Origin of the sequence: Fluviicola sp. (genome assembly GCF_029266855.1) — a bacterium.
GTDB lineage: Bacteria > Bacteroidota > Bacteroidia > Flavobacteriales_D > Crocinitomicaceae > Fluviicola.
Genome location: NZ_JAQSWB010000006.1, coordinates 43,726 through 59,348 on the forward strand (window position 1 = coordinate 43,726; position 15,623 = coordinate 59,348).

At 41.1% G+C, this 15,623-nt stretch carries 14 protein-coding genes; 4 read left to right on the forward strand and 10 right to left on the reverse strand.

What is annotated here, in order from left to right:
• Positions 1 to 17 precede the first annotated feature (17 nt).
• Positions 18 to 1,037, forward strand: a complete 1,020-nt coding sequence (locus tag K0S23_RS12975) for an acyltransferase (protein ID WP_300358053.1) — start codon at positions 18 to 20, stop codon at positions 1,035 to 1,037.
• A gap of 38 nt (positions 1,038 to 1,075) precedes the next feature.
• On the opposite strand, the gene K0S23_RS12980 is transcribed toward K0S23_RS12975, so the two are convergent.
• The 8 genes from K0S23_RS12980 to K0S23_RS13015 form a co-directional block, all read right to left on the reverse strand.
• Positions 1,076 to 1,792 carry a glycosyltransferase family 2 protein gene (locus K0S23_RS12980; protein WP_300358054.1) on the reverse strand — a complete coding sequence of 239 codons (717 nt, stop codon included), beginning with the start codon at positions 1,790 to 1,792 and terminating at the stop codon, positions 1,076 to 1,078.
• A gap of 31 nt (positions 1,793 to 1,823) precedes the next feature.
• Complete coding sequence (locus K0S23_RS12985; protein WP_300358056.1) at positions 1,824 to 2,480, reverse strand: CoA transferase subunit B; 657 nt, start codon at positions 2,478 to 2,480, stop codon at positions 1,824 to 1,826.
• 5 nt (positions 2,481 to 2,485) lie between these two features.
• Complete coding sequence (locus K0S23_RS12990; RefSeq protein ID WP_300358057.1) at positions 2,486 to 4,279, reverse strand: hypothetical protein; 1,794 nt, start codon at positions 4,277 to 4,279, stop codon at positions 2,486 to 2,488.
• 27 nt (positions 4,280 to 4,306) lie between these two features.
• Complete coding sequence (locus K0S23_RS12995; protein ID WP_300358058.1) at positions 4,307 to 6,034, reverse strand: hypothetical protein; 1,728 nt, start codon at positions 6,032 to 6,034, stop codon at positions 4,307 to 4,309.
• A gap of 57 nt (positions 6,035 to 6,091) precedes the next feature.
• Positions 6,092 to 6,790 carry a CoA transferase subunit A gene (locus K0S23_RS13000; protein WP_300358449.1) on the reverse strand — a complete coding sequence of 233 codons (699 nt, stop codon included), beginning with the start codon at positions 6,788 to 6,790 and terminating at the stop codon, positions 6,092 to 6,094.
• Positions 6,791 to 6,796: 6 nt separating this feature from the next.
• Positions 6,797 to 9,319, reverse strand: a complete 2,523-nt coding sequence (locus K0S23_RS13005) for a transglycosylase domain-containing protein (protein ID WP_300358060.1) — start codon at positions 9,317 to 9,319, stop codon at positions 6,797 to 6,799.
• A gap of 181 nt (positions 9,320 to 9,500) precedes the next feature.
• Positions 9,501 to 10,250: a uroporphyrinogen-III synthase gene (locus K0S23_RS13010; RefSeq protein ID WP_300358062.1), complete on the reverse strand. Its 750-nt coding sequence runs from the start codon at positions 10,248 to 10,250 to the stop codon at positions 9,501 to 9,503.
• 31 nt (positions 10,251 to 10,281) lie between these two features.
• The gene (locus K0S23_RS13015; protein ID WP_300358064.1) at positions 10,282 to 11,001 is read right to left on the reverse strand and encodes a DUF4271 domain-containing protein; all 720 of its coding nucleotides are present in this window, start codon (positions 10,999 to 11,001) and stop codon (positions 10,282 to 10,284) included.
• A 187-nt stretch (positions 11,002 to 11,188) separates the two neighbouring features.
• Here K0S23_RS13015 and K0S23_RS13020 point away from each other — a divergent pair, with 187 nt between their 5' ends.
• Together K0S23_RS13020 and K0S23_RS13025 are read left to right on the forward strand one after the other, a co-directional pair.
• Positions 11,189 to 12,379: an acyl-CoA dehydrogenase family protein gene (locus tag K0S23_RS13020; protein ID WP_300358066.1), complete on the forward strand. Its 1,191-nt coding sequence runs from the start codon at positions 11,189 to 11,191 to the stop codon at positions 12,377 to 12,379.
• 171 nt (positions 12,380 to 12,550) lie between these two features.
• Positions 12,551 to 12,859: a hypothetical protein gene (locus K0S23_RS13025; RefSeq protein WP_300358068.1), complete on the forward strand. Its 309-nt coding sequence runs from the start codon at positions 12,551 to 12,553 to the stop codon at positions 12,857 to 12,859.
• A 103-nt stretch (positions 12,860 to 12,962) separates the two neighbouring features.
• Here the strand turns inward: K0S23_RS13025 and K0S23_RS13030 are convergent, their stop codons facing one another.
• Positions 12,963 to 13,313, reverse strand: coding sequence for a hypothetical protein (locus K0S23_RS13030; protein WP_300358070.1), 351 nt, complete (start codon positions 13,311 to 13,313; stop codon positions 12,963 to 12,965).
• A 118-nt stretch (positions 13,314 to 13,431) separates the two neighbouring features.
• Here K0S23_RS13030 and hemW point away from each other — a divergent pair, with 118 nt between their 5' ends.
• Entirely contained in the window at positions 13,432 to 14,562 is a 1,131-nt protein-coding gene (gene hemW, locus K0S23_RS13035; protein ID WP_300358072.1) for a radical SAM family heme chaperone HemW, read from the forward strand.
• Between the two features lie 209 nt (positions 14,563 to 14,771).
• Here hemW and K0S23_RS13040 read toward each other — a convergent pair whose 3' ends face one another.
• Entirely contained in the window at positions 14,772 to 15,551 is a 780-nt protein-coding gene (locus K0S23_RS13040) for a glycosyltransferase (RefSeq protein ID WP_300358074.1), read from the reverse strand.
• Positions 15,552 to 15,623 lie beyond the last annotated feature (72 nt).

Below are 15,623 nucleotides of genomic sequence, written 5' to 3' on the forward strand. Positions count from 1 at the left end.
AGTGAGATTTTTATCTTGTGACAATCTTCAAAGAACCAAGACCCGAAAGAAACTGTTATTTTAGCACCACATTGGAAAAAGGGAAAAGGTATTTGGGTCACATTGAATCTTTGCGTGCAATAGCCGCATTGATGGTGCTCGTTTTCCATTTTCTTTCGTTTCACGGGGTCGACGGATTCCTCGTAGAAAATGCAATGATCCGCGATTATTCCAGGTTTGGGGCGCAGGGAGTAGAATTGTTTTACATTATTTCGGGTTTTGTAATCTATTATTCGCTAACCGATACCAATTCCCGGATTTACAGTTATTACACCTATTTACTAAAACGCTTTGCACGTATATTTCCACCTTTTCTCGGGATTCTTGCTTTAATTTGTTTGGTAGCAGTCATCTGGGATGGGACTTACCCTTACGATGCGAAACAAATTTTGGAGAATGCAACGCTTACGGTTGACCTGTTCAGGGATTCGGAATGGATGAATCCTATTTTTACGACGCTTAAAGTGGAATTTTCATTCTACCTGATTATCGGTTTCCTGGTTATATTCCTGCGCAGGCATCTTTTGATTTATTCATTGGTGTTATTTGCTGCTTTAGTTCTCGTTGTGTTTTTTCATTCTGTTGACCTGATTCACAACACTCCTTTTTTCATCGCCGGAATTGTATGCTCTGAGATATATAAATCCAGGAATCTTCTGGTTAATTATCTGTTGCTTATCTGCAGTTTGACGGTCTTGGTGTTCATTTTCCCAATAGAAGATACGATCGTTCTGATTATCGGTGTGAGTTTGATTTTGTGGATAAAGATTCGAAGCACCTGGCTGGAGTGGATCGGCCGGTTTTCCTATTCACTTTACTTAACACACGGATTGGCGGGAGGTTTATTTTTATTCCTTATCAAAAATGAGAAATACCTGAATTTACCCGGCTGGCTGGCAATTGGTTTGGCAGTGTTAGTCTCACTTGCCTTTGCTTACTGTTATTACCTGGTCATAGAAAAGCGGGCAATCAGCTGGTCTAAAAAGATTAAGTATTAAAGTTCAATAATTTAAACTTTTGAACCCTTTGAACTTGGTCAATTGGTAAACTTATACTTGATGATACAGTAAATCGCTCTGAATCCATCTTTCCAGCCAATTTTCTTGCCTTCTTCATAAGTCCTTCCGTAATAAGAAATACCTACTTCATAAATCCGGATTCCTTTGAGTTTCGCAAGCTTGGCGGTTATTTCGGGTTCAATTCCAAAACGGTTTTCCTTGATCTTAATATCCTTGGCTATCGATGAGCGGATTAACTTATAGCATGTTTCCATGTCAGTTAAGTTTAAGTTCGTCATCATATTGGAAAGACCAGTCAGGAATTTATTTCCCTTTGAGTGCCAGTAAAAGAGAATCCGGTGAGGCTGATGTCCCATGAAGCGGGAGCCATAAACCACATCTGCGTTGTCCATATAAACCGGTTTCAGCAACAGGTTGTATTCTTCCGGATCGTATTCAAGATCTGCATCCTGGATAATGATATATTCGCCGGTAGCTTCCTGGATAGCACGGTTAATAGCAGCGCCTTTTCCCTGGTTGTATGGCTGGGAGAATAAACGGATATCCATTTCCGGATTTGCAGCCATGTAAGCTTCAATTCGTTCAACAGTATTATCCTTGGAACAGTCATTCACGATTACCAATTCTTTATGAATATCGTTTTCCAGCTGCACCTTTTTGATCTTATCAAGAATCAGGTGAATGGTTGGCCCTTCGTTGTATGCCGGTATAAGAATGGATAATTTTTGAATCATGAGTTTGGATAACGTAAAAAAGGGGATTTTATTAGATGCTCATTTCGGGAACAAAGTCCGGGACAACTAAATCTCCTTCGGTTTTGGATATGATTTCTTCAACACTAACTCCCGGAGCGCGTTCGATTAAATGAAATTTATTGTCTTTAATTTCCAATACGGCCAATTCGGTTACTACTTTTTTAACACAACCAACACCGGTAAGCGGCAGGGTGCATTCTTTCAATATTTTCGACTCACCGGCTTTATTCGAATGCATCATGGCAACAATAATATTTTCGGCAGAAGCTACCAGGTCCATCGCTCCTCCCATTCCTTTTACCATTTTGCCTGGGATTTTCCAGTTGGCAATATCACCGTTCTGAGCAACTTCCATTGCACCTAAAACCGTTAATTGAACGTGTTGCCCGCGGATCATTGCAAAAGACATGGCTGAATCAAAAAATGCGGCGCCTTTGCGAGCTGTAATGGTTTGTTTTCCTGCATTGATCAGATCCGGATCTTCTTCTCCTTCAAATGGAAACGGACCCATGCCCAGAATCCCGTTTTCAGATTGAAATTCAACTTCGATCCCTTCAGGAATGTAATTTGCGACAAGTGTTGGAATACCAATTCCCAAATTCACATACCAACCGTCTTTTAGTTCCTGTGCAATTCGTTTTGCTATTCCGTTTTTATCTAGTGCCATATGTGTTATTTTAACTCAATAATCTGAATTGTCGGATTTGTAAGCTTGAAATGCTTTCTTTCCGGGTTCCAAATATAAATAATCAATCGGGATTCTTCGTTGAGAAAATGCTTTGCGGCATAAGGATAGTTCAATTTAAACTGCCGGGCGTTCTCGCCAACATACCAACGGAGGTTTTGGTATTCATACCTCAGATTCTTATCGGTAGAATCGTTGGTTGCAACTACGGCATTGAAATCGTTCAATTCTTTATCAGTTTTTAAGCTTCCCTTCAGATTGATCTGGATTGTCTTATTTCTCCATTCGGGTCGGATCGGTCCGTCGTAAAACAAAATATATTCCTCATCTGATTGCCTTGTCTTTCCAATTGAATCAAATAAATGGGTTTGTCTGTATGCTTTCTTCCGCTTTAATGCAATATAGGTACTTGCCGGATCTTTTGCCACAACATCGTACATTCGAATATCATCTTTTGGAAATAACCAGGTTGTTTTGGTTAAGATCAGATCGCTGCTGGGAAGAAAATCCTTTTGTACGGTTGCTATATGCTTTGTTTTATGCGCCGGATTGGTTCGTTCAAAATAGGAATAGGTCAATTGCATGATAGGGTAGATGCTGACTGTTTGGTCGGGTTTTAGATCTTTCATGGCAGCTTCATAAAACTCCTTGCTCATGCGGTCATCCGGGGAGAAAACAGAAGTGTTCAGATTCAATTTCAAAAGAAAACTTGCCGGGAAGAAAAGAAGAATAAACAGGAAGTATTTGGAAATCTTGTGTTGGGCAAAAAGTGTTGTTAAAGCCAGAATGCTTAAAGGGATAAGATACATGGCTGCCCGGTCTTCCGGGTAATTCACCTTCATAACCTTTGCAAGGAAGAGAATGGCCAAAATATTTCCTCCGATAAGCATGCACAACCAAAAAGAAGTACTCGTAATGAATTGCAGCCAAGATTCTTTTTTCCATTGCAGAAACAGGATAAATAGTCCCGTTAACCCGATCAGGACGTATACAATCCGGAGCCAGTTCGCGTCGTAAAACAGGATATATCTCGAAAGCGTTTTCCCGGTAACCCACCAAAGCCCGTCCAAACTTCCATAATAAAGCGCTCCGGCTTCTTTCAGAGCAAAACTGAATTCGATGAGGGGAATGAGGGCGAAACAGAATACGATGATTAAAAAGGTGTGAAAGACAAGGGCTTTGATTCCGATTTTTTTCGAATGGATCAGGGTAATGAAAACAGCGTAGCCAACAATGATCAGGCTCGTGATGAGATATGTCAGGTTGGAGAGTACTGCTAAATAAAGAAACAAAAGCAGCAGCAGCAAATGACCTGTATGCTGTTCCTTCAGCCACAGGGATAACTGCAATAAGGCGGCCATGAAGAAACCTATGGCCAAGCCATAACCTCTGGTGTAACTGAAATAATCAAAGATCCAGGGAATGGTGTTTAGTGCGACGAAACAAAGTTCTCCCCATAGACCTGAATTCAGATTGCGTGTTAGTTTCCTGCTCGACCAAAAATACAGGCAAAAACAAAGAATTGCCGGAACCCGGAAAAGAAAAAAATGTTCCCCGAACCAGCGATAGGAAAGATTTCCCAGCCAACTGTTCAGTAAATGGTTATTGGCATCCATCAAAGAGCGTCCGCCCTTAATTTCCCCGGTTTCGATGTAATGAAAATAAGTGGCTACTTCATCGTGGATTGGTTCTACGATCCAGGCTCTTAAAATGGCATAGATCAATAAACCCAAAAACAGGATCCAGGTTGTAATTTGCGTATTGGTGTTTTTTTGAATCAAAACGGTCTAATTTATTCTGTTACTAAGTTATTTGAACTTTTCGGTTACGACAACTATTTTCACACGAATAGCTTCAAGATTAACTTTATTCAGGTCATCATTATAAAAACGAATGTGTAAGAACCGGTCCTCTGGCAGAACCAGGATCCGGTGGTTCGGGTAACGGAACCTGTAAGCAGTTTTTCTCCCAAAATACCAGTTAAAGCGGGTGTTGTCGGTCCTTCTTATTTGTTCTTTTCGGGATTGAATTTCATGTCTTAGATTGAGATCCAAACAGTACTTATCGAGTTGGACATTTCCTTCCACACTTGTTTGGATTAGTTGATTGGTAAAACGACGCAGATCAAAGTCTACAAGTGGAATTACAGATTCCTTGCTTTTTTTGGGATATATGAGCGTATCTAAAATTACGTGAGTTTTAAACGGAATGGTTCTTTTGTATAACCTGGTTCCGCTAACCGGATCATAAAGCAAACAAGAGTAGCCGGGCCACTCCAGCTTTTCTATCCAGGAAATATGATAGTCGCCCTTGCTCAATGTGTCTTCCGGCAGATAATCAACAGCTATATGCGGGATTTTCTCTTTTCGAGTGAGGTATGCATAACTGGCCTGCGAAACATAATCAGCGGAAATACTCGTGCTATCGGGAACTTCCAGGATGATTTTTTGATAGAATGTTTTATGAATGCGGTCTTCGGGTGAAAAAACAGAAGTATTCAAGTTCATTTTAAAAACAAAGGAGAGCGGGAACCAGAGCAGGAGCAACAAACTCCATTTTGTGAACGGATATTTCTCCGTTAATAATCCGAAAGTCAAAATGAAAAGAACAACCAAATACATTCCTACCCGATCCATTGGATAGTTAAGGTCCATAAATTGGGCAAGAAGAATAAAGGAGACTAGTGTACTTCCAAACAATGCGGGAATCCAGAATTCTGTTTTTTGAAGGAAGAAAACGAATCCGGTTTTTCTCCAGGTGTACATGAAAATGAAAAACAGAATGAAAAGGAGAAACAGGGAGATGAATTTCAATGAGTGATTATCCGTGAACAGCACATTTTTGCTAATCGATTTCCCGGTAACTTCCCATAAACCATCGGAACTGCCCCACCAAAGTGCTCCTGCCTTTTTTAGCTTTAAGATGTAAATGTAAACAGGAATAAGAAAGCTTAGAAAACACAGGGTGGTGATCCAAATGCCAGCCAGCTGTTTCCTGCTGAATTGCCTGATTTGTATTATGGAAATAATGATGAGGTAGAATAGAAGAATTATAAGGGGAATAAACAGGCTTAGGTTACATAACAATGCAATTATGAACGAAAGAACAATTCCGATAAAGGAACTTGTTTTGCGTTGATCCAGCCAGTTCCGGATAAAGCAGAAAGCGAGGACCAGGAATGCCAGGGAAGGTCCATAGCCGCGGGAGAACGAAAAATAATCGAAGATCCAGTGAACGGAGATAAGGGCCAGGAAGATTAAGAATGAGAAAGGGTTGCTTGCCGATAATAAAAGAAATTTTCGACTCGCAAAAAAGTAAATGGGGAAGGTGCAGAGCGCGAAAAGCCGGTAGACAAAAAAGTGATCCCCGAAAAGTAAGAAAAACTGGTTTGAAACCAGTGAATTCAAAATGTGGTTATTTGCATCCATTGTGGCGCCGCGACCCGGGAGATAACCTGTTTGGATATACCAATAGAGAGTTGCGAGTTCATCAAATAAGGGTTCAACGAACAAAGCTCTCAGGATGGCGTATGCCATTAGAAAAAGAAAAAGTGGCCATATAAGCCACTTATTGTCTAATCGAAAAAAATTCATTTATTTGGTTCGAACGGTGCGTTGTTCGATGCGTTTTTCAAACTTTTCTCCCTGGAAGATCCGTTGAACGAAGATTCCCGGGGTGTGGATGAAGTTGGGGTCGAGTTCTCCGGCCGGAACCAATTCTTCCACTTCAGCAATGGTGATTTTTCCTGCCATTGCCATCATTGGGTTGAAATTGCGAGCAGTTGCTTTAAAAATCAGGTTTCCTTCCGTATCACCTTTCCAGGCTTTTACAATGGCGAAGTCTGCCGTTAATGCGCTTTCAAGGATGTGTGGTTTTCCATTAAATACGCGGACTTCTTTTCCTTCAGCTACTTCCGTTCCGTATCCTGCCGGAGTAAAGAACATCGGAATTCCCGCGCCGCCTGCCCTGCAGCGTTCCGCCAAAGATCCCTGGGGAATCAGATCAACCTCCAGTTCACCTGAAAGCATTTGACGCTCGAACTCTTCGTTTTCACCAACATAGGAGGAAATCATTTTTTTAACCTGCTTGTTCTGTAGTAACAAACCTAGTCCAAAATCATCCACACCTGCGTTGTTTGAGATACATGTCAGGCCTTTTGTACCCATTTTCACCAATTGTGCAATGGAGTTTTCCGGGATTCCGCAAAGTCCGAATCCACCCACCATCAAGGTCATGTTATCTTCAATGCCGGCCAAGGCTTCTTCAACGTTTTTTACAACTTTATTCATGATTTTCTATCACATTTGTATTTGATCAACAATGGTCTCTGTTGTGTCAGAAACTGCCGGATCGATTTCTGCTCCTGTCAAATTGAAGACGGAGTTATCAAAATTCCGCGGAACTTCAAAATCCGTGGTGGAAATAGCAATTTTAGGATCTTTGTAGACCTTGTTCATATAGTATCCGTAGATAGGAAGTGCGGTTCGCGCTCCCTGACCCTGGTCGGTACTTCTGAAACGTACTCCGCGGTCTTCGGCTCCAACCCAGACACCTGTTGCCAGATCCGGTGTCAAACCTACGAACCATCCATCGGAATTGTTTTGTGTTGTTCCGGTTTTTCCCGCTGTCGGGTATGGAATATTTCCATAATCGGAACCACCGCGCAATCTGCTTGCTGTACCTCCCTGGACAACACCTTTCATCATTTTCAGGATCGTGTAAGCTACGTTTTCATTCATTGCTTCTTTCGAAACTGTTTTTGCACTGTAGATGACATGTCCCGAACGGTCTTCAATGCGAAGAATGCTCGTTGGTTTGTTAAAGATTCCCTTGTTCACGAAGGTTGCTTGGGCACCTACTAATTCATACAAGGACAAATCCATTGAACCTAAACACATGGCTGGTACGATATCCAGATCGCGTAATTCAATATCCATATCGCGCATGAGTTTTGCAACCGTTTTTGGTCCCGCAAGTGCACCCATTTGCTTCATGATATAAACTGCAATGTTGTTTTTGGAAAGTGCAAGCCCTTTTTGGATCGAAATAGTTCCACCGTTCCCGCTGCCGTCTGAATTTCTCGGGCACCACTGTCCATCCGGATTTCCATTTGGATCATAAAGATCCACACAATAAGAAATATTTGGTACTACCAGACCTGGTTTCACCACGTTCATTGTGATTCCTGCTGCGTAAACAAATGGTTTGATCGTGGATCCGACTTGTCGTTTCCCCAGTCTTACGTGATCGTATGCAAAATGGTCAATATTTGCTCCGCCAACCCAAGCCTTCACAAAACCGGTACTTGGCTCAATGGAGATCAATCCTGCCTGTAAAAATGATTTGTAATACCTGATGGAATCCATTGGGCTCATCATGGTGTCAAGTTCACCTCTCCAGCTGAATACTCTCATCTGAACCGGTTCATTGAATATGCGTTTGATCTCTGCTTCCGATAAACCTGCTTCGGAAAGCGCCTGGTAACGGTCAGAACGACGCATGGAGGATCTCATGATACTGTTTACTTCTTCCTCGGAAAGGGAATTGGAAAAAGGCCAGTTCTTTGCAGATTTGTTATTTCTGTCGAATTGTGGCTGTAATGTTTCCTTTAAGTGCCTTTCCAAGGCATATTCTGCGTGTTCCTGCATATCTGCATTCAAAGTAGTATAAATGCGTAAACCGTCTCTGTAAATATCGTACGGAAGTCCGTCCTCGCGTTTGTAAACCAGGGAACCGTCTTCTTTCTTTGAGTTCAACAGGTCGGTGACCTCGTTACGTAAGGCTTCCCTGAAATACGGAGCAATTCCGCGCTTGTGATCTACGATCTGGTAGTTCGTAATCAATGGCTTTTTACTCAAACGATCGTATTCTTCCTGCGTTAATTTCTGACGCAATGCTTCATTCTCTTCATTTGAATTTTTCAACCACTGCATCAAAACCTGGTTGCGTCTTGTCAGTGCACGAAGACTATCTGAAGCCCGTGCGTCCGCAATTTCGGCAGCAGTAATGGATTCAGGACTAACACCCTTGTTACGCGCCAATGAAAATCTGTAATCCTTGATCTTGAAAGTGTAAGGATTGTATAAGGCAGGATTTTTACACATTCCTACAAGCATCGCTGCTTCTTCTTTTGATAATTGGCTTGGCTTTTTATTAAAATATACTTTGGATGCGTTGGAAATACCTACGGCATTGTACAAGAAATCAAACTGATTTAAATACATCGTGATAATCTCCTCTTTGGTAAAACGGGCTTCCAAACGGGTTGCGATTATATTTTCTCTCGCTTTTTCATTCAAACGCCTCCACATTCTTCCGATTCTTCCCGAAGAACCCGATTCAACGTCTTCTCCGTTTGCTCTTGCCAATTCCTGGCGCTCGCGCAATTGAAGGGTATACAATTGTTTTGCTAGTTGCTGAGTGATGGTAGAAGCACCTCCGGCACCACCTGCATTGATGATTGCGCGGCCAACTGCTCTGAAATCTACCCCGGAGTGTTTGTGAAAGCGCTCATCCTCCGTAGCGATCAATGCGTCGGTGACATTCGGGCTGATCTTGCGGTATTCAACGGAAGTTCTGTTGATCTTCCAATAACGTCCCAGTTCTGTTTCGCCGTCATCTGCAATAATAACGGACGCCAGTAGTTCCGGTGGATTATCAAGCATCGCAACAGGTGGAAGGTTATCTTCCGATTGAAACATCAGTAATGCTCCAACGAAATAAAGCGGGAAAGTAGCAAGTAACCAATAAGCGATGGTTGCTCTTTTGTGTTCTTTTGGTGAAAAAGACGACGTAGCCGGTCCTTTACTTTTTTGTGCCATACGACTCATTTGAATGGTAAAAATAACGAAATTCGATTCGCAAGAGCAAATATCGAAATTCAGAAGCAATAGTTGAGTAGTCTGGCAGATACTTTCTAACAAAAAAATGCTAAAAAGAAGGTTAAACAGTAAGGGGGCGATTAATCGCCCCCTTACTGTTTTATTTAATTGATCAAAAGTTTTACTTCTTCTTGTTGTGTTCTTTAATAAAATTCTCAATCGCTGCGGTCATACTCGGTGCATTGGGCATCGGTGCATGAACATCCAGTCGCAGGTTGTTTTTTACTACTGCATTGGCAGTTGTCGGTCCGAATGCCGCGATCAGGGTTTTGTTTTGTTTGAAATCAGGGAAGTTTTTGAATAAACTCTCAATTCCACCCGGACTGAAGAAAACAAGCATGTCGTAATATACATCTTCCAGATCGCTCAGGTCAGAGGCAACCGTTCTGTAAAGCATTGCTTTTGTGAAAGGAATTTTAGCCTCTTCAAGCGTCAATGGAATTTTATCCCGTAAAATATCTGTACACGGAAGCAGGAATTTTTCCCCTTTGTGTTTTTTAATCGGGTCTACTAAATCTTCGATGGTTTGCTTACCAAAGAAAATTTTACGCTTGCGGTAGGTAACATACTTTTGTAAGTATAATGCTACGGCCTCCGATATACAGAAATACTTCATGGTATCCGGAACTTCAAAACGAATTTCTTCTGCGATACGGAAAAAGTGATCAACAGCAGTTTTAGAAGTTAATATAACGGCAGTATGTTCTTTAATATCGATCTTCTGAGTACGGAATTCCTGAACAGAAACACCTTCCACGTGAATAAACGGCCTGAAATCAATTTTCAACTTATACTTTTCGGCCAAATCAAAATACGGAGACTTCTCGCCTTCTGGTTTCGGTTGCGAAACCAATATTGTCTTAATACTCAAGGTTTATTTTGTTTTAGCGTTCAACATTTATTTAACCTAACCAACTTGAAATCTCACCTGGAAAAACCAGTTTCATACCAATTAAAAGAGGTAAAATTTCGAGCGTCCAAAGGTACAAAATTATATAATACCATGATACGCCGAGTTGTAAGGCATGATAAAAAGCGCGAATAATTCGCAAAACGATGAAAAATAAAAAGGTTCCGCCAATAATTAGTTTGGATTCGGATAGAAGTTCCGGCTGAAAATAGATAAAAAAGAACTCTATCAGGATGACGATCCCGGCAGTTTGTGCCATGGTCAATGTAAGCTGGTTGACTTCCTGGATAATCGGCCCAAATCCCGTAACTGTTCCGGCTAACGAAATAGTAAACAGGTGATAAAGAAGTAAGATCCCTGGGAATGTGGTAAGCACAATTGTTTGATACGTGTTGAAATCAACAATGGAAAAGTGATTGTACCAGTAGATATAGGTTCCGCTGACAATAATGTACTGAAAGACTAAAAAAATGGATGAAAGCGGGTTTTCTCGGATACCGTTTTTGTATTGTTCCGCAGGACTGTTAAAGAAAAAGGCATTCTGTCCGAGGATTAAAAATACTTCCCGTTGTCTTAATCGTGCAGCTGAGATCAATAAGAGACATAAACCCAAAGCAGCTATGATCAAATAGGAATAGTTGGAACTCCTTTCCGTAAGAACCATCGCTTCATTTGCTGCTGAAGTAGTAAAGAATTGTCCGCTTAATTGCATGAACTGAAATAATATCCTGTTACAAAAGTACTATTTTGTAATCACAACACAATCTTATATTCCTGCTGAAAAGGTTGGAAGAACTTGAAAGGAGATGATGAGTTTTTAACAGGACAACAATGTTTTGTAATTTTTATTCATTCGTTGATTTGATTACATTTGCACCAATAATTGAAAATAATCTCAAATGAAATCTGATTTATATTCTCATCCTGACTATTTATTAATGGATGAATTGCTTACGGATGAGCAAAAGTTAGTACGTGACGCTGCACGGGCGTGGGTGAAAAAAGAGGTTTCTCCTATCATTGACGAGCATTATGAAAAGGCAACTTTTCCAATGCATTTGTTGAAAGGATTAGGTGAGATCGGAGCTTTTGGACCTTATATTCCGGAAGAATACGGCGGACACGGATTGGATCAGATTTCTTACGGCTTGCTTATGCAGGAATTGGAGCGTTGTGATTCAGGATTGCGTTCTACGGCTTCAGTTCAAAGTTCTTTGGTAATGTACCCGATTTGGAAATACGGATCCGAAGAGCAAAAGAAAAAATACTTACCGAAGTTGGCAACAGGAGAAATGATGGGTTGTTTCGGTTTGACTGAACCTGATCATGGATCTGATCCCGGAAGTATGATCACCAACTTCAAAGATATGGGTGACCATTACTTATTGAATGGGGCTAAAATGTGGATCTCGAATGCTCCGTTTGCTGATATCGCCGTTGTTTGGGCAAAGGATGAAAGCGGTCGTATTCACGGTATGGTTGTTGAACGAGGGATGGAAGGATTTTCAACTCCTGAAATGCACGGGAAATTATCACTTCGTGCATCCGCAACGGGTGAGTTGATCTTTGTGAATGTAAAAGTTCCGAAAGAAAACCTGCTTCCTGGCCGTTCGGGCTTGGGTGCCCCGTTAAGCTGTTTGGATTCTGCACGTTTTGGAATCGCATGGGGTGCTTTAGGTGCTGCAATGGATTGCTACGATCAGGCATTGAGATACTCACAAGAGCGCACACAGTTTGGTGTTCCGATTGGTGCATTCCAGCTGACACAAAAGAAACTGGCTGAAATGATCACAGAGATCACGAAAGCTCAGTTTATTACTTTGCGTGTCGGACAATTGAGAAATGAAGGAAGAGCAACTTCTGCAATGATCTCCATGATCAAGCGAAATAATGTTGAAATTGCTTTGGATATTGCACGTGAGGCTCGCCAGATTCACGGTGGTATGGGGATTACAAGTGAATACTCCATGATGCGCCACATGGCAAACCTGGAATCCGTTGTTACTTATGAAGGAACACACGATATTCACTTATTGATTACCGGGATGGATGTAACAGGGATTCCTGCATTCACAAGAGAAAAACCGTGATTTAATTGAGAATTCAAAATTGAAAAGTCAAAAAGGTAACTGAATGCTTGCGCTAAAGCTATAGCATAGGCGCAGTGGAGTCGAAGTCACCTTTTAAACCAAATACTAAACCTTCGGATGAAAATTCGGAGGTTTTTTTATTTTAGCAACACAAAATCTAAATACGAACAAATGGAAAATGAAACATTAGACTCAATAGTAATGACAAGTGCACCAACCAGGAATTTGGAAGGCGCGGGCAGTATTCTAGCAATGGGAATTATTTCAATTCCGTTTTGTCTGGGATTTATCGGAATAATTCTGGCAATCTTCACATTGGTGAGATCGGGAAAAGCAATCAATGAATTCAATAAGAACCCGCTTTTATATACCGAGTCGTCATTGAAGAAAGTAAAGGCCGGCAGAATTTGTTCGATCGTAAGTTTATCTCTTTTAGGAACCTGTATCCTGATAATTATAGCCGTTGGTGGCTTGGGATAAAGTAAAGTTCTTCGGAAATTTTTGAACCTGATATTTATAAAAAAACCGTTGAAGCGATTTCAGCGGTTTTTTTTCTTGGGGAGAATGTTGTTTTGAATAATACCTAGTTCCAGTGTATAATCTGTCCGGATATCATGGAGTCATTGTACGAATCTCGTAATCGGCTCAATTTTTTTGCCGCGTCCTCATCTCCTAAATCAGCTTTAGCTTTCAGTTTGTAATACAAATCTAAAGAGTGTCCGTAAACATCCTGTTCAAGTACTTGTTTAATTTCAGAAATGCGACCATTTACACCAATCAGGAAGTGTTCCAGTTCACCTAATTCGTGTAATTCGTCTTCTGTTAAGTTCTTGCGCTTTAGTAATTTAGAATAACGCGGCAAAAGAATCCCCAGTAAGTCGATAAAGCGATCTAATTCTCGTTGAATGGCTGCCTGTTGTTCTTTAAATCCCATATTTGAAAAGTATATTATTTTGTTGAATGGTAAAAATTTAAAGCGTTTTTTAACATTTGACCGAATTCTATTCTTTTTCGGGCATGGCTGGCGAGTGATTAATCCCTAATTTTACTGCATGACTGGCTGTTATATTCATATTCCTTTTTGTGCACGAAAATGCAGTTACTGTGACTTCCATTTTTCTACGAACCATAGTTACCAGGATAAAATGGTGAACTCATTGTGCATGGAATTGGAGATGAGGGCAAAAACCTGGAATGCAGAAATTTTTCAAACTATTTATTTCGGTGGTGGAACGCCGAGTGTTTTGACAGCTTCCCAGTTGGAAAAATTGATCGGGAAGGTTAAGGCGTATTACCGGGTAGATGATTCGGTGGAGATCACTTTGGAATGCAACCCGGATGATTGTTCCCTGGAAAACCTTGAAAATTGGAAGAAACTGGGGGTTAACAGGCTAAGTATCGGCATCCAATCGTTCAATGATGAACAGTTGAAATGGATGAATAGAAGTCACAAGGCAGCAGATAGTTTAAACGCTGTTCAAAATGCTAAGCAAGTGGGTTTTGATGAATTGAGTTTGGATCTCATGTATGGGCTTCCAAATATGACACCTGAAGAGTGGAAAGCTCAGTTGCTCCAAATAATTGCCCTGAACCCCGAGCATGTTTCTGCTTATTGTCTGACAGTTGAACAGAAAACAGCTTTGTCAAAATGGGTGAACGAAGGAAAACTGGTTGTTTCTACTAATGAACAACAGTCGGAGCAGTTCGAAATGCTCGTTTCTACGTTGGGTGCAGCAGGATACGAACAGTATGAGATTTCTAATTTTGCACGAAACGGTCATTATTCAGCTCACAATACTTCTTATTGGAAAGGGGCAAAATATTTGGGTATCGGTCCCTCAGCCCATGGTTATGATCAGGTGGAACGTTATTGGAACCAGGCAAATAATAAATCATACATGGCCGATCTGGAAAATGGGAAGCTTCCGGAAACCCGGGAAATACTTTCGTCTTTTGATCAGTTCAATGAAACGCTGATGATTGGTCTCCGAACAAAATGGGGTGTTTCAAAGCAGCAACTCTTTAAAATGCTTTCCCCGGATGAAGAATGGTTCAAGATCGTAAAAGAGTACGAGGATAAGAATCTGCTTGTTCAAACAGAAGAAAATATTGCTTTAACTGCCAAAGGAAGATTGTTGGCGGATGGGATTGCAGCAGACCTGTTTTTAATTGCAAGTTCCTAGTACCGCCCTGATCCCATGTTGTTAAGGATGTGAATGATATGTTTGAGCGTGAAAAAATTTGTGTTAAAATTTAACGATTAATTTGGCTGGAAACCCTTGCTGTAACTGGTCGGTTTGCAATATCGCGAACTTGCAACCCGAAAGCTGAAAAACATCTAATTATTTATTAAGTAATTCGTAATTCGATGGTTATCGGGACGTATTCGTAATTAGGCATCCAGTGTCTCCAACCCGAACTGACAACGGTAATCCTCCCGTTTTTTTCGTTCCAGGAATAAATCTTTGCTGATCTTTACAAGGTTTTCCCGGTTTGGCCGCTCGTGAAACAAATGATATTGAATGGTTTTGTAACGTGTCGAAAAAGGAACGATCCCAGCCTTCTTTGCTCTGAATTCAATATCGGAATCTTCACCGAATCCCGGGGTAACATAGGTTTCATCAAAACCGTTGATTCGTACCAGGTCGGATTTATGCCAGCCCATATTGGATCCGAGTAGGGGAACTATTTTTCGTTGTAACAAACTCCAAAGCGGAAAACTTTCCTCGATACTGGTGCTTTTATTCAAAATCATTTCCAGGTAACCGGGAAGCGTTTTTTCTCCGTTCCGGATCTTGCGGGAAGTCTTTTCATCCAGATTTACCCTGCGTGAAATGCACATTCTGCCTTTTTGGATGTAGCGCACATATTGCTGCACAAAACGGGGGTGAAGGACACAATCTCCGTCAATGAAAATTAAACGGTCGCTTTCGGAAGCACGGATGGCTTTGTTGAGCATTTTCGTTTTCAGAAAGCCCTGATCCGGCTGTTGAATGTGTTTAATTGGAAATGCAGCCCGGAATTTTTCAATCAATTCGTCAAAGCAGGCATCATCGCAATCTTGTGAAACAATGACCTCAAAGTCCTTTTCAACCTGGAGTTTTACTGATCTCAATACTGCGTCAAGTGCCTCCACATCTTTGTAAACGGAAATAATGAGAGTTGCTTTCACGGCGCAAAGATAGAAAATTAACATTTAGTATTTAGTAACCTTTTGGATTTGTTCAAGACTGAGTTTAATTGA

What these genes read in the sequence shown, in the direction of transcription:
- K0S23_RS12980 (WP_300358054.1), bottom strand. Translation starts at nt 1,792, where the DNA reads ATGATTCAAAAATTATCCATTCTTATACCGGCATACAACGAAGGGCCA.
- K0S23_RS12985 (WP_300358056.1), bottom strand. Translation starts at nt 2,480, where the DNA reads ATGGCACTAGATAAAAACGGAATAGCAAAACGAATTGCACAGGAACTA.
- K0S23_RS12995 (WP_300358058.1), bottom strand. Translation starts at nt 6,034, where the DNA reads ATGGCATACGCCATCCTGAGAGCTTTGTTCGTTGAACCCTTATTTGAT.
- K0S23_RS13005 (WP_300358060.1), bottom strand. Translation starts at nt 9,319, where the DNA reads ATGGCACAAAAAAGTAAAGGACCGGCTACGTCGTCTTTTTCACCAAAA.
- K0S23_RS13015 (WP_300358064.1), bottom strand. Translation starts at nt 11,001, where the DNA reads ATGCAATTAAGCGGACAATTCTTTACTACTTCAGCAGCAAATGAAGCG.
- K0S23_RS13020 (WP_300358066.1), top strand. Translation starts at nt 11,189, where the DNA reads ATGAAATCTGATTTATATTCTCATCCTGACTATTTATTAATGGATGAA.
- K0S23_RS13025 (WP_300358068.1), top strand. Translation starts at nt 12,551, where the DNA reads ATGGAAAATGAAACATTAGACTCAATAGTAATGACAAGTGCACCAACC.
- K0S23_RS13030 (WP_300358070.1), bottom strand. Translation starts at nt 13,313, where the DNA reads ATGGGATTTAAAGAACAACAGGCAGCCATTCAACGAGAATTAGATCGC.
- hemW (WP_300358072.1), top strand. Translation starts at nt 13,432, where the DNA reads ATGACTGGCTGTTATATTCATATTCCTTTTTGTGCACGAAAATGCAGT.